At 52.2% G+C, this 25,511-nt stretch carries 19 protein-coding genes, 1 tRNA gene, 1 other RNA gene and 1 pseudogene; 18 read left to right on the forward strand and 4 right to left on the reverse strand.

The features are described from left to right. The first annotated feature begins 50 nt into the window (after positions 1 to 50). From ftsH to Q8W32_RS05090, 13 genes are all read left to right on the forward strand, one after another. Positions 51 to 1,976, forward strand: a complete 1,926-nt coding sequence (ftsH, locus tag Q8W32_RS05030) for an ATP-dependent zinc metalloprotease FtsH (protein ID WP_303431827.1) — start codon at positions 51 to 53, stop codon at positions 1,974 to 1,976. Between the two features lie 180 nt (positions 1,977 to 2,156). Then, on the forward strand, positions 2,157 to 2,996 hold the full coding sequence (folP, locus tag Q8W32_RS05035; RefSeq protein WP_303431828.1) for a dihydropteroate synthase: 840 nt from the start codon (positions 2,157 to 2,159) through the stop codon (positions 2,994 to 2,996). After that, positions 2,989 to 4,326 carry a phosphoglucosamine mutase gene (gene glmM / locus Q8W32_RS05040; protein WP_305413968.1) on the forward strand — a complete coding sequence of 446 codons (1,338 nt, stop codon included), beginning with the start codon at positions 2,989 to 2,991 and terminating at the stop codon, positions 4,324 to 4,326. Before folP ends, glmM begins: the two co-directional genes overlap by 8 nt. 115 nt (positions 4,327 to 4,441) lie before the next feature. Further along, positions 4,442 to 5,182 carry a triose-phosphate isomerase gene (tpiA, locus tag Q8W32_RS05045; protein WP_303431830.1) on the forward strand — a complete coding sequence of 247 codons (741 nt, stop codon included), beginning with the start codon at positions 4,442 to 4,444 and terminating at the stop codon, positions 5,180 to 5,182. A 6-nt stretch (positions 5,183 to 5,188) separates the two neighbouring features. Further along, positions 5,189 to 5,566 (forward strand): preprotein translocase subunit SecG, encoded by a 378-nt coding sequence (gene secG, locus Q8W32_RS05050; protein WP_303431831.1) that lies wholly within the window; start codon positions 5,189 to 5,191, stop codon positions 5,564 to 5,566. 33 nt (positions 5,567 to 5,599) lie between these two features. Beyond that, positions 5,600 to 5,685, forward strand: a tRNA-Leu gene (locus tag Q8W32_RS05055). Positions 5,686 to 5,942: 257 nt separating this feature from the next. After that, the gene (gene rimP, locus Q8W32_RS05060) at positions 5,943 to 6,404 is read left to right on the forward strand and encodes a ribosome maturation factor RimP (RefSeq protein WP_303431909.1); all 462 of its coding nucleotides are present in this window, start codon (positions 5,943 to 5,945) and stop codon (positions 6,402 to 6,404) included. A gap of 25 nt (positions 6,405 to 6,429) precedes the next feature. Beyond that, positions 6,430 to 7,926: a transcription termination factor NusA gene (gene nusA / locus Q8W32_RS05065; protein WP_303431832.1), complete on the forward strand. Its 1,497-nt coding sequence runs from the start codon at positions 6,430 to 6,432 to the stop codon at positions 7,924 to 7,926. A 27-nt stretch (positions 7,927 to 7,953) separates the two neighbouring features. Further along, on the forward strand, positions 7,954 to 10,689 hold the full coding sequence (gene infB, locus Q8W32_RS05070) for a translation initiation factor IF-2 (RefSeq protein WP_305413969.1): 2,736 nt from the start codon (positions 7,954 to 7,956) through the stop codon (positions 10,687 to 10,689). Positions 10,690 to 10,798: 109 nt separating this feature from the next. Next, a complete protein-coding gene (gene rbfA, locus Q8W32_RS05075) occupies positions 10,799 to 11,203 on the forward strand; it encodes a 30S ribosome-binding factor RbfA (protein ID WP_303431834.1) in 405 nt (134 codons plus the stop codon). A gap of 265 nt (positions 11,204 to 11,468) precedes the next feature. Next, a complete protein-coding gene (gene rpsO, locus Q8W32_RS05080; protein WP_303431835.1) occupies positions 11,469 to 11,738 on the forward strand; it encodes a 30S ribosomal protein S15 in 270 nt (89 codons plus the stop codon). A gap of 276 nt (positions 11,739 to 12,014) precedes the next feature. Further along, the gene (pnp, locus tag Q8W32_RS05085; protein ID WP_303431836.1) at positions 12,015 to 14,123 is read left to right on the forward strand and encodes a polyribonucleotide nucleotidyltransferase; all 2,109 of its coding nucleotides are present in this window, start codon (positions 12,015 to 12,017) and stop codon (positions 14,121 to 14,123) included. 342 nt (positions 14,124 to 14,465) lie between these two features. Next, on the forward strand, positions 14,466 to 16,466 hold the full coding sequence (locus tag Q8W32_RS05090; RefSeq protein ID WP_305413972.1) for a hypothetical protein: 2,001 nt from the start codon (positions 14,466 to 14,468) through the stop codon (positions 16,464 to 16,466). A gap of 210 nt (positions 16,467 to 16,676) precedes the next feature. Here Q8W32_RS05090 and Q8W32_RS05095 read toward each other — a convergent pair whose 3' ends face one another. Next, entirely contained in the window at positions 16,677 to 18,188 is a 1,512-nt protein-coding gene (locus Q8W32_RS05095) for an acetyl-CoA hydrolase/transferase family protein (RefSeq protein ID WP_303431838.1), read from the reverse strand. A 361-nt stretch (positions 18,189 to 18,549) separates the two neighbouring features. After that, positions 18,550 to 20,226 (reverse strand): 2-isopropylmalate synthase, encoded by a 1,677-nt coding sequence (locus Q8W32_RS05100; protein ID WP_303431839.1) that lies wholly within the window; start codon positions 20,224 to 20,226, stop codon positions 18,550 to 18,552. A 222-nt stretch (positions 20,227 to 20,448) separates the two neighbouring features. Here Q8W32_RS05100 and Q8W32_RS05105 point away from each other — a divergent pair, with 222 nt between their 5' ends. The 5 genes and pseudogenes from Q8W32_RS05105 to tadA form a co-directional block, all read left to right on the forward strand. Further along, positions 20,449 to 20,937 carry an Lrp/AsnC family transcriptional regulator gene (locus Q8W32_RS05105; protein WP_305413973.1) on the forward strand — a complete coding sequence of 163 codons (489 nt, stop codon included), beginning with the start codon at positions 20,449 to 20,451 and terminating at the stop codon, positions 20,935 to 20,937. A gap of 181 nt (positions 20,938 to 21,118) precedes the next feature. Next, on the forward strand, positions 21,119 to 22,564 hold the full coding sequence (locus tag Q8W32_RS05110; RefSeq protein ID WP_305413975.1) for a sensor histidine kinase: 1,446 nt from the start codon (positions 21,119 to 21,121) through the stop codon (positions 22,562 to 22,564). 55 nt (positions 22,565 to 22,619) lie between these two features. Continuing rightward, on the forward strand, positions 22,620 to 22,979 hold the full coding sequence (locus tag Q8W32_RS05115) for a translation initiation factor Sui1 (RefSeq protein WP_303431842.1): 360 nt from the start codon (positions 22,620 to 22,622) through the stop codon (positions 22,977 to 22,979). A gap of 156 nt (positions 22,980 to 23,135) precedes the next feature. Beyond that, positions 23,136 to 23,639 carry a MotA/TolQ/ExbB proton channel family protein gene (locus Q8W32_RS05120; protein WP_303431843.1) on the forward strand — a complete coding sequence of 168 codons (504 nt, stop codon included), beginning with the start codon at positions 23,136 to 23,138 and terminating at the stop codon, positions 23,637 to 23,639. A gap of 110 nt (positions 23,640 to 23,749) precedes the next feature. Next, a pseudogene (gene tadA, locus Q8W32_RS05125) lies at positions 23,750 to 24,235 on the forward strand (tRNA adenosine(34) deaminase TadA); the annotation flags it as partial. A 294-nt stretch (positions 24,236 to 24,529) separates the two neighbouring features. Here the strand turns inward: tadA and Q8W32_RS05130 are convergent. Both Q8W32_RS05130 and ssrA read right to left on the reverse strand, forming a co-directional pair. After that, positions 24,530 to 24,781, reverse strand: a complete 252-nt coding sequence (locus Q8W32_RS05130) for a YdcH family protein (protein WP_303431844.1) — start codon at positions 24,779 to 24,781, stop codon at positions 24,530 to 24,532. A gap of 351 nt (positions 24,782 to 25,132) precedes the next feature. After that, positions 25,133 to 25,490, reverse strand: a transfer-messenger RNA (tmRNA) gene (gene ssrA / locus Q8W32_RS05135). Between the last annotated feature and the right edge of the window lie 21 nt (positions 25,491 to 25,511).

Consider the following 25,511-nt stretch of genomic DNA (forward strand, 5'->3'; position numbering starts at 1 on the left):
TAAGAAGAATCAAGGCGTCATAAGCCTGTAATAGAGAGGTAGTGCCACCCATGGCAAAGAATTTCGTACTGTGGGCAGTGATTGCTGCGGTCCTGATGATGGTGTTTAACAACTTCCAGAACGTCGGACGTGGTAACGAACTGTCGTATTCAGAATTTATCACTGCTGTTGAAAGCGGCCAGGTTGAACGCGTCACCATCGCGGGTCAGAACATTACTGGCATCAGCAGCAATGGTGAATCGTTTGAAACCGTGCTGCCAGCGTACGACGATAAGCTGATGGATACCCTGCTGAATAATCAAGTGAAGGTAGTGGGTGAGAAGCCAGAGAAACAAGGCTTCTTTACCCAGCTGCTGCTGGCATCCTTGCCAATCCTGATCATTCTGGCGGTATTCATGTTTTTTATGCGGCAGATGCAAGGTGGAGGTTCTGGTCGGGGCGGCCCGATGGCCTTCGGTAAAAGCAAAGCCAAATTGCTGAGCGAAGATCAGATCAAGACGACTTTTGAAGATGTCGCCGGTTGCGACGAAGCCAAGGAAGACGTCAAAGAACTGGTTGAGTTTTTACGTGATCCAGGCAAGTACCAACGGCTGGGAGGCAAGATTCCCCGTGGTGTGTTGATGGTGGGTCAACCCGGTACAGGTAAAACCCTGTTGGCGAAAGCCATTGCTGGTGAAGCCAAGGTGCCGTTCTTTTCGATTTCCGGTTCTGATTTTGTCGAAATGTTTGTTGGTGTTGGTGCATCCCGTGTACGGGATATGTTTGATCAGGCCAAGAAGCAGGCTCCTTGTATTATCTTTATTGACGAAATCGATGCCGTTGGCCGCTCCCGTGGCGTTGGCATTGGTGGGGGTAATGATGAGCGTGAACAGACCCTGAACCAGCTGCTGGTTGAGATGGATGGTTTTGAAGTCAATGACGGTATTATCGTTATTGCTGCAACCAACCGTCCGGATGTGCTGGACCCTGCATTGCTGCGTCCTGGTCGTTTTGACCGCCAGGTGGTGGTTGGTTTGCCAGATATCCGGGGGCGTGAGCAGATTCTCAAAGTACACATGCGCAAAGTACCGGTGGCTGACAACGTCAACGCTTCCTTGATTGCCCGTGGTACACCTGGATTTTCAGGTGCGGATCTGGCCAACCTGGTAAACGAGGCAGCCTTGTTTGCTGCACGTGCCAACAGTAATCGCGTCACCATGGAAGAGTTCGAGCAGGCCAAGGACAAAATCCTTATGGGTGCTGAACGCAAGACCATGGTGATGTCGGAGAAAGAAAAAACCAATACAGCCTATCATGAAGCTGGTCATGCCATTGTCGGACGCCTGATGCCGGAGCATGACCCGGTTTACAAGGTTTCCATTATTCCTCGCGGACGAGCATTGGGTGTCACCATGTTCTTGCCAGAGGAAGATCGACATTCAATCAGCAAGCGAGGTATTGAAAGTAATATCTGCTCGCTCTATGGTGGCCGTATTGCTGAAGAGATGACACTGGGCAAGGATGGCGTGACGACTGGCGCTTCCAATGATATTGAGCGCGCGACCAAGTATGCGCGTAATTATGTCACCAAGTGGGGCCTGTCCGAGAAACTCGGCGCACAGCTGTATACCGAAGAAGAACAGCAAGGTTATCTGGGTTCAGGTGGTGGTGGCCAGTTGTCGCACTTGTCTGATGAAACGGCCCGGGTCATCGATGCTGAAATCAAGGATTTGCTGGATACATGTTACAAGCGTTCGGCGGCTATCCTGGAAGAGCATCGGGACAAGCTTGAATTGATGAAAGACGCCTTGATGGAATACGAGACGATTGATGCTGATCAAATCAGTGAAATCATGGCCGGGCACAAGCCTAGCCCACCGAAGTCCTGGGATGATCGTAACTCATCGGGTCCATCCGCACCTGCCAGCGAAGAAAGTCGCGATATGGCAAAGGATCCAAAGGATGATGCCGAAGGAGAGTCAGTCAGCGATCGCTGACCGTCTCTGTGAGGCTTGGCAAGGAGCGGCAATGGCCGCTCTTTCCGTTTCTGGGTATTGCCAATAATGTTTGCTGATTATTCAGCCTGATAATGCGATGGCCGGGGTGGATACGCCGGTTCGGTGACAAGTGTGTGGAAAACAGGATGTTTCTCCACTATCTGAACGGATAAAAATGCAGTGATTCTTCAATGTGGTAAACGCCAACTGTCTCTGGTTCGCCCGGTGGTGATGGGGATTGTGAATACAACGCCGGATTCATTTTCTGATGGTGGCTGTTATAACAGCCTGGATGCTGCTTTGCGTCAGGCCGAGCGACTGGTTCTTGAAGGTGCCGGGATAATCGATGTTGGCGGTGAGTCTACCCGCCCAGGGGCTGATCCGGTGTCTACGGCGGAAGAGCTGGATCGTGTCGTGCCGGTCGTTGAGGCGATAGCCAGAGAGCTGGATGTGGTGATTTCGGTTGATACCAGCACCGCAGCGGTGATCACTGAATCCGCCACGGCGGGTGCCCATATGATCAATGATGTGCGGGCACTGAGTCGTCATGGTGCTATCGAAGCGGCGGCAGCCAGTAGGTTGCCTGTGTGTCTGATGCATATGCAGGGGCAGCCTGATTCCATGCAGCAAGCCCCTCGCTATGAGTCCGTGGTGGATGAAGTCTGCCATTTTCTTGAACAACGCATTGCCGCTTGCGTCGCAGCCGGAATAGATAAAAGCCAATTGCTGATTGATCCGGGTTTTGGTTTTGGTAAAACCTGTGACCATAACTATGAGTTGATGTGTCATCTGCAGCGGCTGAGCCGGTTAGGCTTGCCATTGTTAGCGGGCCTGTCTCGGAAACGTATGATTGCAGAAGTAACCGGTGTGACGGAGCCGGATCAGCGCATGATCGGCAGTGTTGCCGGAGCTGTGATTTGTGCCATGAAGGGTGCGCGCATTTTACGCGTACACGATGTACGGGAGACCGTAGAGGCAATGCAGGTAGTAGCGGCAACTCTGGGGGTGCGTCATGGCTAGACAATATTTTGGTACCGATGGTATCCGCGGCCGGGTGGGTGAGTCACCAATTACTCCTGATTTTGTCATGCGGCTCGGCTGGGCCGCTGGCAAGGTCTTTTCTCGGCAAGGAAAAAGCAAAATCCTGATAGGCAAGGATACCCGTATTTCTGGCTATATGTTTGAGTCGGCGCTCGAAGCCGGGCTGTCGGCGGCGGGGGTGGATATTGCCTTGCTGGGGCCGATTCCAACCCCGGGGATTGCCTATCTGACCCGAACTTTTCGTGCCCAGGCTGGCATTGTTATCAGTGCTTCCCATAACCCTTATTACGATAACGGCATCAAGTTTTTCTCTGGCGTTGGGCAAAAACTGCCTGATGAGACGGAAGGTGCCATTGAGCATTATCTGCAGCAACCCATGGTCTGTGTGGAATCACAGCAGCTAGGTAAGGCTGTCCGGATCAACGATGCCGCTGGCCGCTATACCGAATTCTGTAAAGGAACGGCCAGTTCGTTGAATTTGCGCGGTTTGAAGATTGTGCTGGATTGCGCACATGGCGCTACCTATGCGATCGCACCTGCGGTGTTTTCCGAGCTGGGAGCTGATATTGTGGTGTTGGGAAATCAGCCCGACGGATTTAATATTAATCGTGAAACTGGCTCCACTGAACCGAAACGATTGCAGTGCAAGGTGCTGGAAGAAAGTGCTGATCTGGGTATCGCGTTTGATGGGGATGGTGACCGGGTGGTTATGGTTGATCATCGTGGTGAACTGGTTGATGGTGACCAGTTGTTGTACATCATGGCGGCTTATGCACAGCAATCCGGTCGTTTGCAGGGAGGGGTGGTCGGAACCCTGATGAGTAATATGGGGCTGGAGCTGGCGATGCAGGAGCTGGATATTCCTTTTGTGCGAGCCAGAGTCGGTGACCGTTATGTGATGCAGAAACTGGATGAGCATGGCTGGCGTCTTGGGGGGGAATCTTCCGGGCATTTGCTGGCGCTGGATGTTCAGACCACTGGGGACGGCATTGTTGCTGCCCTGCAGGTATTGACCGCGCTGATGGAAACAGGCACTTCGTTGCATGACTGGCACAAGCGCATGGCTAAAATGCCTCAGGTGATGATTAATGTGCCCCGCCGCCGGGAGGTAGATATTCAGACATCGGATGTTATCCGTCATGCTGTGATGGATGCCGAATCCACTCTGGCAGGACGAGGCCGGGTGTTGCTGCGCCCTTCCGGAACAGAACCCGTGGTGCGAGTGATGATTGAAGCAGAGACAGAAGTATTGGCGCAAACACTGGCCAGACAGTTGGCAGATGTCGTCGAAGCAGAACTGGACATCTGAAATGGTTGGAATACAGGTGGTCGAAGTGAGTGTATCCTTTGTGAATATGCGCTTCGGCTTGTTTCGCAGGCACTTCTTGGATAGTATCTGCGCTCTTTGAATTTGGGAGTGTCCTGTGCGTCGCTTGATGATTGCCGGTAACTGGAAAATGAACGCTGCGAGCGACACAACGGCTGCATGGCTTGATGCTGTTGCCGCAGTGAATGCACCGGAGCGCGATCTGGTGGTTTGTCCGCCGTTTCCGTATCTGGGTCAGGTGGTCGCCGGACTTGAACACAGTCAGGTTCAGGTCGGCGCGCAAAATTGTGCCAGTGAAGAAGCAGGTGCCTTCACCGGTGAAGTGTCGGTCGGCATGTTGGCAGACATGGGTTGCCGCTACGTTATTGTCGGTCATTCCGAGCGTCGTGCCCTGTATGCCGAAACTGATACGCTGGTCTTGGAGAAAACCCGTCGAGTACTGGCTGCCGGCATGAAAGCGATCGTTTGTGTTGGCGAAACACTGTCCGAACGGCAGGCGGGTAATGCCGAGCAGGTGGTTGGCACACAGCTGTCACTGTTGCTGGCATCCTTGAGTGATGCTGAATGGCAGTCCGTGATCGTGGCCTATGAGCCGGTTTGGGCGATAGGCACCGGTGAAACGGCAACTCCGGCACAAGCCCAGGCAATACACTTGTTTATACGTGAGCAGTTAGCAGGGCGCGATGCCAGCCTGGCTGCCACAACTCAAATTCTCTATGGCGGTAGCGTAAAAGCAGACAACGCCGGAGAATTGTTTTCTCAACCTGATATCGATGGTGGTCTGGTGGGCGGTGCCTCACTGGATGCTGACCAATTTCTGAAAATTTGCACGGCTTAGGAAAGTATGGAATCTATCATTCTCATTGTTCACATCCTGTTGGCTCTTGGTATCGTTGGTTTTGTGATGTTACAGCAAGGCAAGGGTGCAGACGCCGGTGCTTCATTTGGTGCTGGTGCATCACAAACTGTCTTTGGCAGTGGCGGCTCCGGTAACTTCCTCAGCCATACAACGGCGTATCTGGCGGCAGCTTTTTTTGTTACCAGCTTGGGATTGGGGCTTTATGCCAAGCAAAATGCCGAAAAAATATCGAATATAGGTATTCCTGCCCAGGAAGTGATTGAAAAGCTTGAGAAAGATACCCCACTTGTGGAAGAATACGCGCCTGCTGTGGATGCACCGGAATTGGATGCATCTGCGAGTGATCAACCAAGCGTCGAATAACACGACTGGTTGATCCTCTGGCAAGTCTTTGATGCGGATGTGGTGGAATTGGTAGACACGCCATCTTGAGGGGGTGGTGAGCAATGCTCGTGCGAGTTCGAGTCTCGCTATCCGCACCAATCCAGCTTGAGTAAAAGCGATGTCGTTCGCTTTTACGGTCGAAACGCCCTATAATACGTCGACTCAAGCTGCCCTAAAGCCCCTCATGTCAGGGGCTTTTTAGTAGCTGTCGTCACAGTCAAACACCGATTTGTGACGAATACCGGATGATAGATAACGTCCGGTGTAAAGATTTGGCAGATCTGTTGTCTGGTCATCAGGCAACAACATCGGGCTGGGCACTAGGTGCCCAGTTTTTGTTTCTGAGAGGTAAAAAATATTGGCTCGTGATGCCCGCTTGCTGGAAATGTTGGCTCCTGTTGTTGAATCAATGGGGTTTGTCTTCTGGGGTCTTGAGCTGGTCGCTCAGGGGCGCCATACGCTGTTGCGGGTGTACATTGACCATGCAGACGGCATTACGGTCGACCATTGTGCGGATGTCAGCCGCCAGATCGGTAGCGTACTGGATGTAGAAGATCCGATTTCTCAGGATTACACCCTGGAAGTCTCTTCCCCTGGTATGGATCGTCCATTGTTCACCATGGATCAGTACGTGCAATCAGTCGGTGAAGAAATCGAACTGCGTTTGCGTATGCCCTTTGATGGACGCCGCAAATTCAAGGGGCGTCTTCAGGGTATCGAGGAACAGGATATTGTGCTGTTGGTTGATAATCATGAATACCTGTTACCTGTCGAGCTGATAGAAAAGGCTCATATTGTTCCCAATTTTGATAACTAAGGTTGCATAGCAGCGAGGCTGGAAGATGAGTAAAGAAATTCTCCTGGTCGCGGAAGCGGTTTCCAACGAAAAAGGCGTATCGCGAGACGTTATTTTTGAGGCCATTGAATCGGCACTGGCCGCCGCCGCGAAGAAACGCTACGAAGATGAAGAAGCGATCATTCGGGTTGATATTGATCGCAAGACCGGTGACTACGATACTTATCGTAGCTGGCTGGTTGTTAGCAATGATGTGGTGCCGGGTCTGGGAGATGAATTGACCTTGCAGGAAGCGCATGACATCGACACCAATCTCCAGCCCGGCGACACCTACGAAGTCAAGGTTGAAAATCCGGATTTTGGTCGTATTGCTGCGCAGGCCGCCAAGCAAATTATTGTTCAGAAAGTACGTGAAGCTGAGCGTGCCCAGATTGTTGAGCAGTATCAGGATCGTGTTGGCGAGATTGTTAACGGTACCGTCAAAAAGGTTACTCGCGACAATGTTATCGTTGATCTTGGCAACAACGCTGAAGGCTTGCTGCCCAAAGATCAGCTGATCGGTCGGGAAATCATGCGCATGGGGGATCGTGTCCGCGCCATCCTGAATGCGGTTCGCCCTGAAAACCGTGGCCCTCAATTGATGTTGAGTCGCACCATTTCAGAGATGCTGATCGAGCTGTTCCGTATTGAAGTACCTGAAATCGCCGAAGAGGTGATTGAAATCAAAGGGGCTTCGCGTGACCCCGGTTCTCGTGCCAAAATTGCTGTCAAAACCAATGACAAGCGTATAGATCCGGTCGGTGCCTGTGTTGGTATGCGCGGAGCACGTGTACAGGCTGTTACCAACGAACTGGGTGGTAGCGAACGGATTGATATCGTGCTCTGGGATGACAACCCGGCACAGCTGGTTATCAATGCCATGGCTCCGGCAGACGTTGCATCCATTGTCATGGATGAAGAAACCAACACCATGGATGTGGCGGTAGAAAGCGACAATCTGGCTCAGGCCATCGGGCGTGGTGGACAAAACGTCCGCCTGGCATCCGAGCTGACGGGCTGGACAATCAATGTCATGACCATCGAAGATGCTGCTGCGAAGCAGGATCAGGAAGCGTCGGCATATATTGATAACTTTATTAACACTCTCGACATCGAAGAAGATTTTGCGGTGTTGCTGGTTGAAGAAGGCTTCACCACGCTGGAAGAAATTGCCTACATCCCGATTGACGAGATGCTGGACATTGAAGAGCTGGATGAAGACATGATTAATGAACTCCGTACTCGCGCCAAAGACGTGCTACTGACCCGGGCTCTGGCCTCGGAAGAGAAGCTCGAACAGTCGCAGCCAGCAGAAGATCTGCTGGAAATGGAGGGCATGGAAAAACATCTGGCGCTGGTATTGGCCAGCAAAGGTATTTGTACGATGGAAGATCTTGCCGAGCAATCCATTGACGACCTGATGGACATTGAGGATATGACCGAGGAGAAAGCGGCGGACCTCATAATGACCGCACGCAAGCCCTGGTTTGAGGGCAATGATTAATCCACTCACTCGGCATAGGAGAAACGCATGGCAGAAGTAACAGTTAAAGAACTCGCCGACGTGGTGGGGACCAGCGTAGATCGCTTGTTGTCCCAAATGAAAGAAGCGGGCCTGCCACAGACCGCAGCAGAACAAAGAGTGTCGGATGAAGAAAAAGCCGGCCTGTTGACTTTTTTGAAAAAGAGCCACGGTGGTGCCAATGAACTGGCACCCCAGAAAATCACTCTGAAACGCAAGGTGACCACAACGTTGAAAACCGGTCAGGGTGGCAAGAAAGCCGTATCGATCGAAGTACGCAAAAAACGTACTTACGTGAAACGGGATGAAATGGATAAAGACGTTGAAACAGCACGTCAGGCAGAAGCAGAACGATTGGCTGCAGAAGCCAAGGCGGCTGACGAAGCGGCTCGTGTTGCTGAACGTCGTGTTGCCGAAGAACGGGCAGCACGTGCTGCGCGCAGTGCAGCCGAAGCTGAATCTCGTGCCCAGGCCGAGGCGGCTAGCAAGCCCATCACACAAACCGCGCGGGTCAGTATTGCTCCGCGTGCTGACTCCAAGGCGGCGCTGGCTGCCAAGGCTGCTGCTGAAAAAGCTGCCGCCGAAAAAGCCGCGGCGGCTGCCAAAGCCGCTGCTGCCGCCAAGGCCAAGCCTGCAGCAGCCAAAACAGAGCCGGCACCCCAGCCTCGCCGCGATGATCGTTCCGCACGTCCCAGCAAGCCGGTTGCTACCGCTCGCGTCAAGGCCAAGCCACTGACTGCTGAAGAAGATGCCGCGCAAAAACGTGCAGAGGCAGAAGCTGCTCAGCAACGTCAGGAAGAGCATCGCAAGAAAGGCAAGGTGGTCGACAAGAAGCGTTCCGATACCCGCGAAAACAGCCGTTATATGGATTCCGAGGGTGGCCAGAATAGCGGTCGTCGTCGCAGCAAGGCTAAAGGCAAGGGCAGCCGTAGCCGTCAGCAACAGCAAAACAACAACGAACACGCTTTTACCCGTCCAACAGCACCGGTTATTCGTGAAGTTGAATTGCCAGAAGCGATTACAGTCGGCGAACTGGCTTCCCGTATGAGTGTTAAAGCCGGTGAAGTGATCAAGAGTCTGATGGGTATGGGCGTTATGGCGACCATCAACCAGACGCTGGATCAGGACACCGCGACTCTGCTGGTTGAAGATATGGGTCACAAGGTGGCGAAGCTGATTTCTGACAATCAGCTGGAAGAAGACGTTACAGACTCCGTATCTTACGAGGGTGAAGAAAAAACCCGGGCGCCGGTCGTAACGGTTATGGGTCACGTTGACCATGGTAAAACGTCGTTGCTTGATCACATTCGTCGTACTCGAGTGGTGGCCGGAGAAGCCGGTGGTATTACCCAGCATATTGGTGCCTACCATGTGCAAACAGATCACGGCATGGTGTCCTTCCTGGATACACCGGGACACGCGGCGTTTACTGCCATGCGTGCTCGTGGTGCCCAGTCAACCGACGTGGTTATTCTGGTGGTTGCCGCCGATGACGGCGTGATGCCTCAAACCGAAGAAGCCGTACAGCATGCCCATGCTGCCGGAGTTCCTCTGGTTGTTGCGATCAACAAAATGGACAAGGAAGGCGCGGATGTTGACCGTGTCAAAAATGAATTGTCCGCTCGTGGCGTACTGCCAGAAGACTGGGGTGGCGATGTACCTTTTATCCCGGTTTCTGCCCATACCGGTCTGGGTATCGACGAGCTGCTGGAAGCGGTGTTGCTGCAAGCCGAAGTACTGGAGCTGAAAGCACACTTCGACGGCCCGGGCTGTGGTGTTATTGTGGAATCCCGTCTTGATAAAGGACGTGGTCCGGTTGCAACCATGCTGGTGCAGAACGGCACGCTGAAAAAAGGCGATATCGTGCTTGCCGGTACCTGTTATGGCCGCGCCCGTGCGCTGCTGGACGAAAACGGCAAGCCGGTTGATGAAGCCGGCCCGTCTATTCCGGTTGCGATCCTGGGTCTGAATGGCACTCCGGATGCTGGTGACAGCTTCATGGTGGTTGAAAACGAGAAGAAAGCCCGCGAAGTAGCGGAATATCGTGAGAACAAGGCCAAAGAGCAGGTACAACAACGTCAGCAAGCCGCAAAACTGGACGCCTTGTTCAGTGGTATGGGCGAAGGTGCTCCAGCGGTACTGAATATCGTCTTGAAAACCGACGTTCGGGGTTCGTTGGAAGCCATTGTGTCTTCCTTGCAGAAGCTGGCTACCGATGAAGTGAAAGTAAACGTGGTATCGTCCGGAGTGGGTGGTATTACGGAAACCGACGTGACTCTTGCGGTTGCTTCCAGTGCGGTTGTTTTCGGCTTTAACGTACGGGCTGACAATGCTGCCCGTCGTATCGTGGAAAACAGCGGCCTGGATATGCGTTATTACAGCGTGATCTACGATCTGCTGGATGACGTGAAACAGGCGATGGCTGGTTTGTTGGCGCCGGAACTGCGCGAAGAAATCGTTGGTATCGCCGAAGTTCGCGATGTCTTCAACTCACCAAAATTCGGCCAGATTGCTGGTTGTATGGTGACCGAAGGTACAGTGCATCGGAACAAGAAAATCCGTGTGCTGCGTGAAAACGTGGTGATTTATGAAGGTGAGCTGGAATCGTTGCGTCGTTATAAAGACGATGTGGCTGATGTTCGCCAGGGTATGGAGTGTGGTATTGGCGTGAAAAACTATCAGGATGTTCGCCCTGGCGATCAGATTGAAGTATTTGACGTCCGAGAGGTTGCCCGTACTCTGTGATCCATCAAGTACCTTGTGTACTTTGGGTCTGACCCTTTGACAAAGCCCGGCCTTGCCGGGCTTTGGCGTCTGTAGCCTGCGCCCATAGCCGCAGCAAGAGAGAAATATCATGCCAAAAGATTACAGTCGAACCTCCCGTTTGTCGGAACAGATTCAGCGCGAACTGGCCTTGAAAATCCAGTTTGAAATGAAAGATCCGCGCCTGGGAATGGTGACTTTGAATGACGTGCGGGTGGCTAAGGATCTCGGCTATGCCGATATCTATTTCACCGTGATGGGTGCCAAGGGAGAAACCGATCAGGAAATCCAGGCACAGACCGTCGCCATTTTAAATGACGCCGCCGGTTATCTGCGCTCCGAACTGGCCCGTATTCTGACGACTCGTGTGACGCCGATGTTACGTTTCCACTATGATGAAAGCATGGATCGGGGACACCACCTGACTGGTCTGATTCGTCAGGCCCGTGATCAGGACAAGGCCAATCAGGCTTCTGCTGAAGACGACGACGCATAAAGGCGGCTGGGGTGGCGACGCTGAGGCACTACCGTATAAAGACCTGCTGCGGCAAGCACTTAATACTAGCCTCAATGCAGCACCTTCAGTACAATTACAAGTGCCGGTACAAGGCTGATCAAGCCTTGGTTATGGCCAGTATCTGCAGCATTTGACCTTCTCGTGGTTGGTCAGGTCTGCAACGGCATACTACTGTTAATGTGCACGGTAGCGATGTCTTTTTTAACGTCAGGTTTACCTGATGCACATTATGTTGGAGTTATACATGGCATTATCTGCTGAGAAAAAAGCTGAGATCGTTACAGAGTATCAAACTGCCGAAGGCGACACCGGTTCACCGGAAGTTCAGGTTGCCCTGCTGACCCATAACATTCTGGGTTTGCAAGGTCACTTCAAGGAGCATGGCAAAGATCACCACTCCCGTCGCGGTCTGATTCGCATGGTTAACCAGCGTCGTAAGCTGCTGGACTATCTGAAGCGTAAAGATGCTAACCGTTACCTGGATCTGATCCAGCGTTTGGGTCTGCGTCGCTAATCTCGCTTGCAGCAAAAGCCCTCCGGGGCTTTTGTTGTTTCTGTAGCTCGCTTGTGCGGCTGTCTATACTCCCTCTAAATTCTGTTATCACTGTGGTGCCAGCCCCGCAAGAACGCGGTGGTGCTTCTAACCATTTGTCGTTGGTTCCCGTCAGGGAACCCGATATCCCCGTTCTGCTGTCAGCGTGGGGGAAGGGAAGCCGGCTCGTGCAACGGCCAATGCTTAGAAGCACCGGCGGTGATGCAGCTTCGTTTGATTTACAGGAAAAATGAATACATGAGCAACAAACCTGTCGCTAATACCAAAACGTTCCAACTCGGTAACGACACCATCACGCTTGAAACTGGCCGAATTGCCCGTCAAGCCGATGGTGCGGTACTGGTTACCATGGGTAAAACCCAGGTGCTGGCTACTGTCGTAGCTGCCAAGAAAACCAAACCCGGCCAGGATTTCTTCCCGCTGTCGGTTCACTATCAGGAAAAAATGTACGCTGCAGGCCGTATTCCTGGTGGTTACCTGAAACGCGAAGGCCGCCCTTCAGAAAAAGAAACACTGACTTCCCGTCTGATTGACCGTCCGATCCGTCCTTTGTTTGCCGATGGCTTCATGAACGAAGTTCAGGTCATCGTCACGGTTATGTCGTCTGAAAAAGATGTTGATCCAGACATGTGCGGCATGATTGCTACCTCCGCTGCCTTGGCAGTATCCGGTGTGCCTTTTAATGGTCCAATCGGTGGTGCACGGGTTGCCTTTATTGAGGACAAGGGTTACATCCTGAACCCGACTCAGACTCAGCTGGAAGATTCCTTGCTGGATATGATCGTTGCCGGTACCAAAGATGCCGTCTTGATGGTGGAATCCGAAGCCGACGAACTGACTGAAGACGAAATGCTGGGTGCTGTACTGTTTGCCCACAAAGGTTTCCAGCCTGCTATCACGGCCATCAGTGAGTGGGTTGAAGAACTGGGTGTCAGCAAATGGGATTGGGCAGCTGAAGCCAAGAACGTTGAGCTGTACGAAGCAGTAAAAGCAGAGACTGCAGCTGCGATCGGTGAAGCCTATACTACGTCTGACAAGATGGAGCGTTACGGCAAGCTGGACGCGATCAAGGCTGACGCGATTACAAAACTGGCTGCAGCAGAAGGCGAAGAAGGTTTCTCCGCTGACGATATCGCTGACATGATGGGCGAGCTGAAATACGAAGTTGTGCGCAAACGCATTATCGATGGCGAGCCACGTATTGACGGTCGTGATAACGATACCGTTCGTCCTCTGACCATCGAGACCGGTGTACTGAACACCACGCACGGTTCAGCTCTGTTCACCCGTGGTGAAACCCAGGCGATTGTTGTGACCACTCTGGGCTCTGCCCGTGATGCACAGATGATCGACTTCCTGCACGGCACCAAGGACGATCCGTTCCTGTTCCATTACAACTTCCCTCCATATTCTGTTGGTGAAGCTGGCCGTCTGGGTACGCCAGGCCGTCGTGAAATTGGTCATGGTCGCCTTGCCCGTCGTGGTATCCAGGCAATGATGCCTACAGCAGACGAATTTCCTTATACCATTCGTATTGTGTCAGAAATCACCGAATCCAACGGTTCTTCTTCCATGGCGTCCGTGTGTGGTGCTTCCCTGGCACTGATGGACGCAGGTGTACCGATCAAGGCCCCGGTTGCTGGTATCGCCATGGGACTGATCAAGGAAGGCGAACAGTTTGCCGTTCTGACTGACATTCTGGGTGACGAAGATCACCTGGGTGATATGGACTTCAAAGTGGCTGGTACTGATGAAGGTATCACTGCCTTGCAGATGGATATCAAGATCGAAGGTATTACCGAGCAAATCATGGAAATTGCTCTGGAAAAAGCCAAAGCAGCCCGTCTGAACATTCTGGGTCAGATGAACACTGTGATTGCTGAGCCACGTACAACACTGGCTGAAAACGCACCGACCATGAGCACCATGAAGATTCCTTCCGATAAAATCCGTGAAGTGATTGGTAAAGGTGGCGCGACCATTCGTGATATTACGGAAAAATCCGGTGCTTCGATCGACATCAATGATGATGGCGAAATCAAGATCTTTGCGGCTGGTAAAGAAGCCTCTGATTTGGCGCGCAGCATGATTGAAGCAATCACTGCGGATATCGAAGTAGGAACTACCTACACAGGTAAAGTCAGCAAAATCGTCGATTTTGGTGCTTTCATCACCGTTCTGCCTGGCAAGGATGGTCTGTTGCACATCTCTCAGATCAGCGAAGAGCGTGTTGAGAACGTGACCGATTACCTGAAAGAAGGTCAAATGGTTAACGTACACGTAATGGATGTTGATCCAAAAGGTCGTGTCAAACTGACCATGAAGGGTGTCGAGCAACCTGCTTGATATCTGAGCGGTGCACCGGTTTCGTTGATTTTTAGCTGACGAAAACGGACTGACTGCTTTCTGAAACCGCCTTCGGGCGGTTTTTTTATGGCTGCTCTCTCACTGTGATTGATACGGCAGGGGTTGATGCACGGCAAGACACCAGAGAGTGGCTGCTCCTAGACTAATAAAGTAGCTGAAATCCGCTGCAGTAATAACAGCCTGCTCGCCGATGACCGGTTCAGATTGCGCCGGGTATGGATCCATTAAAACGATGGCGCAGGTGGGTTTTATTCTGTTTTTTGTGTTGGCAGCGGGTGGATGTGTCTTTAACTGTTGGCAATGATTGGTCTGGAGAGCGTGATGGCACGTGAACGAATGGTACTTAAAGAAACCGGCGGCAGTCTGGATGTTAGCTCGGACGCCGGTCGGTTGTCTCGTGCGCTGGCACAGGCCGGTTGTTCTGTGCCGATGAGTCGGGTGACGGAAGCCTTGTGGGTGGCCGAGCGGTTGTCTGATCAGCTGTATGACCGTATTCCGGCGCTGCAACGACAAGCCGGGTTTTTATCCATGCCAGGTTCCGCCGCTCAGTGGCAGGTACTGATGCAACTGGCCGCTGCGGGTATGTTGATCAACCACCTGACGGGCAAGCGCCGCGACTGGTTATCGGCTCTGCCAGGCATGGGAGCGGCGCTGGAAATCTGGCAGTTACTTACTGGCAGTGCAAACCGTGCCCGCCAACAGCGTTATCCGTTGACTCTTGATGGCTGGACTCGTTTTGAACAGGAATTTGGCCGGGATACAGAGCAACAGATTCTGCCTGGCCCCTGGATTTCGCCTGAACTGATGGGAGCCAGAGCACCGCTGGATACCTTGGTAACTCAGGCTGTCCATCAACCGTTACCAGGAGAAGTGGCCTTGCTGGTGATGGATGGCGATATTGACGAATTAAAAGAGCGAATGGGACGTACTCTGGCTTGGTGGTCCCGGCAGGATAGCGGTGTATTGATTCCGGTCTGGGTTGCGGACAATGGTCAGCAGCTCGTGGATAGTGATGAGCTGTTATTAACCGATACCAGACCAGTCAATATTGCTTGTGCATTGCTGGAAGCTGAGGCGGAGTGGCCGTTGCGACAGACTGCCGATATACACTGGTTGCCCTGGCTTACGCTGGTGTGCCAGCCGGTTATTGCAGTCGCAATTGAGCCAGCAGCCAGTACCGGTTGGCCTGCCAAGGCTGCAGTACTACGACAGCCGCGTCAGCCATTACGACCTTTTATGGTAACGGTGAACCGTCCAGACCCGCATTGGCAAGGTGCGCAACAACCGCATGACGTGTTGTCAGTGCTGGATCGTTACTTCGCCGATATCTGTGAAATTAATCCGGCATTACGGCCTCGGCTGGCGAGCCACCTTGGTGCTGTACAAAAGACATTGCCGATCAGCTGTGAGCGGTTGGGGCTTCGCAGTGCCGGAACAGCCGGAGCTTTGCTTCATCATCACGATGGTGAATTACTGGTCAATGCCTGCTTGGGCAATCAGATGGGCATCAATATGCTGGTGACACACGAGTCTGCCGGTCTTGCCATACTGGAGCCGGTGTTACAGGCGATTGCCTTTGCCCGTCGGCAAAAGCTGGATGATGAAGCCGCCCCCTGGGCTGGCTTGCCACTGGTTTGTCGTCATGACCCTGCCGCTCCTGAAATGACAGAACTCTTGTTGTCGCAAAGTGCCGATCAGATGCGGGTGCTGTTGATCCCGGATGGCAATACTGCGCAGGCGGCTTTAAAGAGCTGCTACGGTGAGACTGGAGTGGTGATGCAGCTAGTCATTCCGGATGGCCCGGTTGCCTCTATTATGACACCGGCGATGGCAGAGCAGTTGGTCAGTCATGGGGCTGTGTGTTTGCATGGGCATTGTGCTGCGGAAATTCAGCTGGTGGCCAGTGGTTATCAGTCTTTGCAGCAGGCATTACAGATCAGTGAGCGCTTGCAACAGCATCAACGGCCACATTCATTGGTGTACTTGCTGGAGCCTGGCCGGTTTCGCCACGCCAGGGATTCAGCCGAAGCCGGTTGTCAGGTTGATGATCAAATTATCAGTGGTCTGTTCCCCGAGATTGTACGTCAGCGTCTGGTTTTCTGTGATATGCGCCCGGAAGTGTTTATTGGGCATTGTCGTCGCCTGCATTTGGATAGCAGTCAGGTACTGGGATTCAGTAATCACCCTGCGGCGCGGCTGGGCGAAATACCACAAGCGAATGCATGCAGCTGGTTGCACGGCCTGGTTCGGTTGGCGTTATCTTTGGGGTTGCCAGAAGCAAGCTGGTTGACGGAGTCGGAATGGCAGTCGTTACAGCGATAACGTTGATCTGACACACAGGGACGGTGTTAAGGGGTTGCAGTCATAGTGACTGGTGTTGTGGCTGGTGTTGGGACTGTCTGAGTGCAGGGCTGGAAAAGAATAGAAAGCTTGATATCAGAACTGAATAGCTAGCATCTGAAGAAGATCAGCCATCAGGGTCAGGAGCTGACACCTGATGGCTGGAAACCATCAAAACGATATTACATCGTCTTACATATGGCCGGTTTCTTCGTAACGTTGGTGCCAGCTTAATGCTTCACCCAGCAAATGCGGAGTATGCATGCCACGACCACTGGCGCAGGCGCGATCAAAGTAATCGCGCAAGGCTGGGCGGAAGGCTGGATCGGCACATTTTTCTATAATGACGTGTGCACGCTGTCTTGGAGACAGGCCGCGCAAATCCGCCAGACCGTGTTCGGTAACCAGAATCTTGACGTCGTGTTCCGTGTGGTCAACGTGAGAAACCATTGGCACGATGGCAGAGATGGCACCATTTTTGGCGGTTGATGGCGTTACAAAAATCGACAGATAACCGTTACGGGCGAAGTCACCAGAACCACCAATACCGTTCATCATACGGCTACCCATAATGTGGGTAGAGTTGACGTTGCCGTACATATCGGCTTCGATCAGGCCATTCATGGCGATCACGCCCAAACGACGAATCAGTTCCGGGTGGTTACTGATGTCTTGCTGACGCAAGATGATCCGTTCCCGGTAGAAGTCGATGTTATTGTTCAGCTCGTCCATGGCGGTCGGGCTGAGTGAGAAGGCGGTAGAAGACGCGGCTGCCAGAGTGCCGGATTTCAGCATGGCCAGCATGCCGTCCTGGATTACTTCGGTAAAAGCAGTCAGCTGTTTGAATGGGCCGGCATCAAGACCTTCCAGTACGGCGTTAGGAATGTTGCCCACACCGGATTGGATTGGCAGCAATTCTTTCGGCATACGTCCCAGAGCAATTTCCTGCTCGAAGAATTCGAGGATATGGCCGGCAATGCGGCGCGAAATTTCATCTGGTGGGTTAAACGCTGAATTACGATCGGGAGCGTGGCTTTCAACAACCGCAATGACTTTCTCGGTTGGGCAATCCAGATAATGCTTGCCAATACGGTCGGTAGGCTTGCTGATCTGGATAGGTTTGCGGTTCGGCGGCAAGGCAGTACCGTAGTAGATATCGTGCATGCCTTCCAGACCAGCACTTTGAGCGCTGTTGACTTCCAGAATGATGTGGTCAGCTTGTTCGATCCAGGTCTTGTTGTTACCAACCGCAGAGGAAGGGATCAGGCGACCATCTTCAAGTACACCAGTGACTTCGATGACGGCAATGTTCATTTTGCCAAGGAAGCCGGACCAGGCGTACTGGGATACTTCGGACAGGTGGATATCGATGTAATCCATGCTGCCGTTATTGATTTTTTCACGGCAGATTGGATCTGATTGGAAAGGCAAACGCATATTGATGCCGTTGACGGCCGCCAGCTTACCATCCAGTTCCGGTGCGGTTGACGCGCCAGTCCAGATGTTGATGCGGAATTCTTCGCCAGCGTTGTTCAGTTTTTCTATACGATCAGCCAAAGCAGCAGGAATGGCTTTAGGGTAACCTGCGCCAGTAAAGCCGCTCATGCCAACGGTGCTGCCAGCAGGTATCAGTGCGGCGGCGTCTTCGGCAGACATAAGTCGATCAGAGAGTGCCGTGCAGAGCATGCGTGAATCTGTAGCCATAGAAAAGTCCCGGTTATATAAAGAGTAATATCCGATTGGCGTATTTCATGTCTTTTTTATGCCAATACGTGCCAAATAGTATGGCTTTATGCGTGCTAAGTACCATCTTTCGGTATCGACTTAAGTCTATAAAAACAGTGTGTTGAGTAAAATGACATAATTGTCAGGTGGTTTTTTTGGCAAAACGGGCGGGAAATACCGCTGTAAGCGTAAAACGCTGAGGGCAGGGCGGGCTTATCTTATAACGTTGCGGTATTGGCTGTCGGTGATACGTTAGTTAGTTATACAAAAGACAGTAGAGAACAGCACCGGTGCAAGCCTTGCAGTCGTTAGTTTTGCACCGATGCTGTTCTCTCGAAGACTACTGGGCGATAGACTGGTTCACCACCGCCAAAACGGCATTCATGCTGGCGCTTAATGTGTCTTCGTCTTCTGCCGCGCCAGTGTAGCGTTGGCCATTGATATTGGCCTGGATAAAGGCGACAGCCCCGGCATCCGAACCTTCACCGGATGATTGCTCATCAAATTGCACGATCTGGACCGACACACCTAATGCGCGGTGGATGGCGTCAGTAAAGGCACTGATCGCACCGTTGCCGTGCCCGTGCAAGCTGATCAGGTTGCTGCCGTCGTTAAGGCAAGCCTGAACGGCGGTCTGGCTGCCACTGCCTTCAAGGGTGTAGCTGTCGAGTTGCAACTGGCCATGGCTGGTCATAAAGGTGCGGCGGAACAAGCTGACGATATCGTCGGTTTGCAGTTCGCTGGCACTGCGTTCAGCCAATGCCTGCACAGGTTGGGCCAGTTCAATCTGTACCCAGCGTGGCAAGGTGATGGCCATTTCCTGCTCAAGCAAATAACTGGCTCCTCCTTTGCCCGACTGGCTGTTGACCCGGATGACAGACTGGTAGCTGCGACCGATATCTTCCGGATTGATTGGCAAATAAGCGACATCCCAGTGTTCACTCGCTGTTTGCACGGCGAGGCATTTACGGATGGCATCCTGGTGGCTACCGGAAAAAGCGGTATATACCAGTTCTCCAAGCCAGGGGTGGCGCGGATGGGTCTTGATATTGGTACAGGCTTCGACGGTGCTGATAATGTCGTCAGCCATGCTGATATCCAACTGCGGGTCGATGCCCTGGCTATAGAGGTTCATGGCCATGGTAACGATATCCATATTCCCGGTGCGCTCACCATTGCCCAGCAAGGTGCCTTCTATACGATCGGCTCCGGCCAGAATGGCCATTTCCGCTGCGGCTACGGCACAACCCCGGTCGTTATGGGTGTGGATGCTGATTAACAGGCTATCGCGTTTTTCAACATGATCACAAAACCATTCAATTTGATCAGCAAATACATTGGGCATGGCCGATTCAACCGTGGCAGGAAGGTTGAGGATGATTTTTTTCTCGGGAGTGGGCTGCCAAACATCAATGACGGCATTACACACCTCGACGGCGAAGTCGACTTCCGTACCGGAAAAGCTTTCTGGTGAATATTGGAAGGTCCAGTCTGTTGCCGGATAGTCCCGTGCGACTTGCTGTACCTTGGCAGCGCCTTTGCGGGCAATATCGATGATACCGGCCTTGTCGAGGTTAAAGACTTTCTGGCGCTGTACCGGAGAGGTTGAGTTGTACACGTGGACCACGGCGCGGCGCACACCATCAAGGGCTTCGTAGGTGCGTTCGATCAGATCATTACGCGCCTGTACCAACACCTGGATCGTGACATCATCCGGAATACGATTTTCTTCGATCAACCAGCGGACAAAATCGAAGTCCGGTTGTGATGCAGCAGGGAAGCCGACTTCAATTTCCTTGAAGCCCATATCAACCAATAAGTGCCACATTGCCTGTTTCTGGCTAACGTTCATGGGCTCAATCAACGCCTGGTTACCATCACGCAGGTCGACAGAGCACCACAGCGGAGCCGCCTTGATTTCCGCATTGGGCCAGCGGCGATCGCTTTTCCGGATAACAGGAAAACGCGGGTATTTTTCCGGATTGAAGTCCGGGTTGCTGTATTTATGATGACTCATGGTGGCTCCGTACTGGTATTCAGATTGCTGTGATGAAACTGGGTACAGTGTAAAGTGAAGTACGGGATGAAAGATTGTTAATTGTTGTGGTTTTGCACGGTTGTTTTTGTGAATATTGTTCTATATCTTGAATTATTGGTGATAAATTGCTGAGTTGCTTTTAGGCTTGGTAAAAGATGCTTTTTCTGCGGCTTCCTCAAAGATATTGATGGAGAGATTTGCATGAGTCGATCTGCTCGTGACCTGGTTGTTCTGGATCGTACCGATCGGCGTATTCTGGCGCTGTTGCAGCAGCATGGAGCCTTGTCGAACCTGGAACTGGCTGATCAGGTTGGCTTGTCTCCCTCGCCCTGTTCTCGCCGGGTCAAGGCATTGCAGGACAGCGGCGTGATTGAAGGGTATCGTGCTCATGTCAGCGCCCGAAAACTGGGCCTGGATTTGCTGGCGTTGATACATATTAATATGGACAAACATACACCGGAACGATTTGCTACCTTTGAGGCTGCGGTGGATGCTTGCCCTGAAGTACTGGAGTGTTATCTGATTACCGGTCAGTCGGCAGACTATGTACTCAAGGTTATTGTCCGTGATATGGAAGCCTTTCAGCAATTATTGCTTGGAACGCTGACTCGTATTGAAGGTGTCAGCGGTGTTCATTCCAGTTTTGTAATGCGTAAGGTGGTCGATCGCAGTGCTTTGCCACTGGATTAGCAGGCCAGTGTTGTGATGCAGTGTCGTTTTTGCCGAGTGTCCGCTCCAAACAGCGGCAGCGGAGGCGGCTATACTCAGGTAGAACCAGCGGAATCAGGCAATGGCAACTGTGATACCTCAATTTCCTTCAGCAGCAAGTAAACTGACAGGCTACATTCTTATATGCAGCTTGGTTCTCAGTGTGCTGTTCAGTGCAGTACAAATTCGCATCGATTATCTAATAGAAAAAGAACGTTTTCAGACCAATCTGGATACCTTGCTGGTGTATCAGAGCGATCAGCTGGCATTGGCACTGCAGCAATACCATAACACCGCCGTTCAGCTGATTTTTGAAGGGTTGATGCTGGATCGCTCCATTGTGTCAGTGTATGTCGACGATGACTTGTCTGGTTATAGCCAGCGGCGTGGACTGTCGGCTGATGATCTGAAAAATGATCTGCTGCAGCCTTACTTGCTGGAAAAAACAGTCGACCTGCTCGGCAATAATCTGGTGGAAGCACATTTTGAAAAAATAGGCAGTTTGACCGTCTGGATTGATAAGCGTGAAATTCATACCGAGTTTCGAGAACGAGCAGCGATGACCATGGCACTGGAGGTGGTACGTAACCTTTTGCTGGTGCTGGCGCTGGTGGTGATTTTCTATCAGCGACTGACTCGCCCGCTGGGTGAGCTGATTCGGCAACTCCAGGGGATTGTACCCGGTTGTACTGAGCAGCCCCCGGTGATATGTCAGGAAAGGCTGTGTGAATTGCAGGCATTAACGGGCAAGATCAATTACTTGTTAACGTCTACAGCAGCGGAGCTGCGGCGTTGCCAGCAAGAGGAGCAAAACGCCCGTCAAGAGCAGCAAGTGCTGGAACATGAGATGCAGGCTTGTAACAGGGCGTTAAAAAACAGCAAGAGCCAGCTGCAGCAGCGTTTTGATGAACTGGAGCGTACCCAGCGACTGTTGTCTCACTCGCAGCAAATGGCATCGTTGGGGTATCTGGTTGCGGCCATTACAGAAGAATCCAACCAGCCACTGGCCGAGTCTGAGCAGCAAGTGAAGCAATGGCTGGCATCCGATGGTCGCGATCATCCTCCGGGCCAGCTGGTCAGGCTCAGAACCAATCTGGAGCAAGTCCACCGGAGAATCAACGAACTACATGTTCTGGCCAGCCCAGAGCCTCGACAGAGCCTGGATCTGGCTGCCTTGATGCAGAAGGTGGTCGCGGAGCAGTCGTTCAATGAACGTATCAACCTGGTAATTGAAACAACGCCTATCCCCGGAATTGAATGTGTTGAGAGTCAGGTTCGTCTGGCATTTCGGCAGCTGCTTGCCAATGCCCGTGAAGCCCTTGGAAGTGAGTCGGGCAAGATAACCATTCGCCTCGAAACCGTGAACGACACGGTATGTGTATCCATCCGGGATACCGGGGAGGGCATGGATGCTACCGCGGTGAACAGCTGGATCCATGCGGATTGGGGAGTGCCGGAAAACGGCTTGGGGTTGGCTGAGGTCGCTATTGTGATGGCTTATCATAGTGGGGATTTGACCATTGATAGTGAGTTGGGGGTCGGTACCCAGGTGATGCTGACATTTCCTGTGGCAACGTTATCGAGCAGTGCCAGCTCTGCGGCAAGTTGATTTGCCGAATGGCTGTGAATGATTTAGCGTTGCGGTAGCAACAATGAGGAATCACATGGCCAAGCAAAAAAACAGCGGTGGACTGGTCTATTCCACTGAAATTGGACGTACCTGCCCCGCATGTCGGGAAGCCGTGGCACAGTGTCGCTGCGGAGAGCCAGAGCAACCCCAGGGTGACGGGATTGTGCGTCTGGCACGAGAAACCAAAGGGCGTGGTGGCAAGGTCGTGACTCTGGTAACCGGAGTGCCGCTGATCGGAGCCGAGCTTAAGACACTGGCCAAAGAGCTGAAAAAGAAATGTGGCGTTGGTGGTGTACTCAAGGATGGTGTTATTGAAATTCAGGGGGAGCAGCGTGATTTGCTGATGTCTGAGCTGACCCGGCGTGGTTTTACGGTGAAAAAATCTGGCGGATAATAAGCCCGATACATGACACTGCCTCATCAAACGAATGACGATCTGATGAATTGTCCGTCAGGTTTGATGTACTTCAAAGCTGGCCCAACAACCTGATTATTTGTTTTGCCAACACGATAAGCTGATGACTTCAATAGCATGCCGGAGTCTGCGCTAATGGAAGAAATCAGCTTGTTTCTGGAACGCGGCGGTGAAGTGATTTACCCCATTATGGCGGTTATCTTTTTACTCTGGGCGTACCTGATCGAACGCACCTTGTATGTGGTGGCAGTGCATCCGGCCCGATGCGCCATTGCACAGCAGGAATGGTGTTCCCGTTCTTGTAAACACAGCTGGATCTCTCGACAGATTCATCAGGAACTGCTGGCCAGTTTGACGATGGGGCTGGATGCAGGATTCACTACTATCCGGATGTTTATTGTTATTTGTCCTCTGCTGGGTTTGCTGGGGACGGTCACAGGCATGATTGAAGTATTTGATGTCATGGTGCAACTCGGTGCCGGTAGCCCCAAACCCATGGCGGCTGGTATTTCCAAAGCCATCTTGTCAACGGTTGCCGGTATGGTGGGCGCGATCACAGGCTTGCTGGCACAAACCGTCTTGAGGCGGATTATTGAACACGAAAAACGGCGCATCAAAACGGTACTGGCTTTCGATTAGGCAGTGGGTATCATGCTGCCTGTTTTAACAGTACAGACGCCAAACCATGGGTTTAATAACCGTCGTGAGAGAAATAACAGCCGCAGGCAAAATCAGTGAGTCATAGGCCGATGTCATCACAATCGCTGATCAGCAGTGATGAAGAAGCCATGACCCTGGCGCTGGCCTTGGCGCAAACCGCTACTGACGATGGTGAAGTACCGGTCGGTGCCGTGGTTGTGCTGAATGGTCAGGTGATTGGTCGTGGACGTAATCGCCAGATTACCGATCTTGACCCCAGTGCCCATGCCGAAATGCTGGCAATACGTGAAGCTGCCGCCACCATTGGTAACTACCGGCTCAGTGGTGCTTGCCTGTACGTTACCCTGGAACCCTGTACCATGTGTTATGGCTTGTTGGTTCACAGTCGTATCGAACGTCTGGTGTATGGGGCATCTGAACCGAAATCCGGTGCAGTTCACAGCGCCATACCGTTAGCCGCTAATCCTGTCTTTAACCATACCTTCCAGATTGAGAGTGGTGTGATGGCGGCAGAGTGTGGCCAGATGCTGTCGGCTTTCTTTGCTGCACGGCGAGCGGCGCGCAAACGCCTGAAAGCGCTTGCCCGACAACCGGACACTTCCGACACTCCCATTCAAGAGGAACCGGATGCATCGGACCATCATGCAGGCAAGCCGTCAGGCTGTGATGCTGGCGGAGAGACGGCTTGTTAAGTTAAAGTGCATTTGGGTGTTATATATAAAGCGCGCAGCCACAGGTATCAGCAAAAGCCTGCCATCCGATATTTTGGATCTGGTTTGGGGTCACCATCAAAAACGCCCCGCAAAAGCGAGGCGTTAGCCGGAGACTGAGAGATACGTCAGTCAGAGTCGGGGAGCGGGCCAGCACTATCAGGCGTTATCAACGGCCTGATTCAGCATGGTGTAAAGCTCGTCTTTCAGTGCAACACGACGCACCTTCAGCGTTTCAAGACGTTCATCAGAAGCAGCTTCTTTTTGTTCTTCTATATGGCGTATTTCCTTGTCCAGCACATCGTATTCTTCGAACAGCTTGGCGAAATGACGGTCATTCATCTTCAAATCACGAATCTGTTCACTCAACTCTGGAAAATCGTGGTGCAGGTCATGGGCTTCTATCGGCATGTAAATCTCCTTGGTGACTGCATTCAGGATAACGCCGGCCAGTAAGGCAGTCTTGATACAGGTCAGATTCAAAGACAATGTCTATGCTGCGTGGAAGGCTATTGCAATCATGAAATCACAAGCATGAGCCGGAGATCTGATGCTTGGGCTTGTATTGCCTTTTTCTGGTTGGCTGATCCGCACAAACTCTTTCCGTAGGGGTTATATTTTGTGCAAACTGCTTAGCTCTGAATAAGGTGTTTGGTAGTGGTCATTTTTTATCGTAAAGGCTCTTGGCCTTCCTCATAGGACCTGTAGCGCGGGGTACAGGCAATAAAAAACCCCAACTGATAACAGTTGGGGTTTCGTATTTGGTGGAGATGGCGGGAGTTGAACCCGCGTCCGCCAATCCTCCACTAGGAGATCTACATGCTTAGCCGTCTCTATTCATTTAGTTCGTCACGGCCCGAGGGGCAGGGCGTTCAGAACGAGCTCGATTGGTTTTAACTCTTCAACTCCGAGCGAAGCATCCAAGCGATCCTATAGGGCTTAGCCCTCGTCCCCCTGTTATAGGCACCGGGGTTCAGAGGTAAGCTGCAATTAAGCAGCTAGTGCGTAGTTTTCGTCGTTTGCGACTATATAAATGTAAAACGTTTGATTTACGAGATCGTCTTACCCTCTCGGCATGCACCACTAGCTTTGTAATCAACGTCGAATCCGGATCATCCCCAAAATCGGTGTTGTTCAGGCT

It is taken from the genome of Oceanobacter sp. 3_MG-2023 (assembly GCF_030688925.1).
In the GTDB taxonomy this organism is placed as follows: domain Bacteria; phylum Pseudomonadota; class Gammaproteobacteria; order Pseudomonadales; family Oceanobacteraceae; genus Oceanobacter.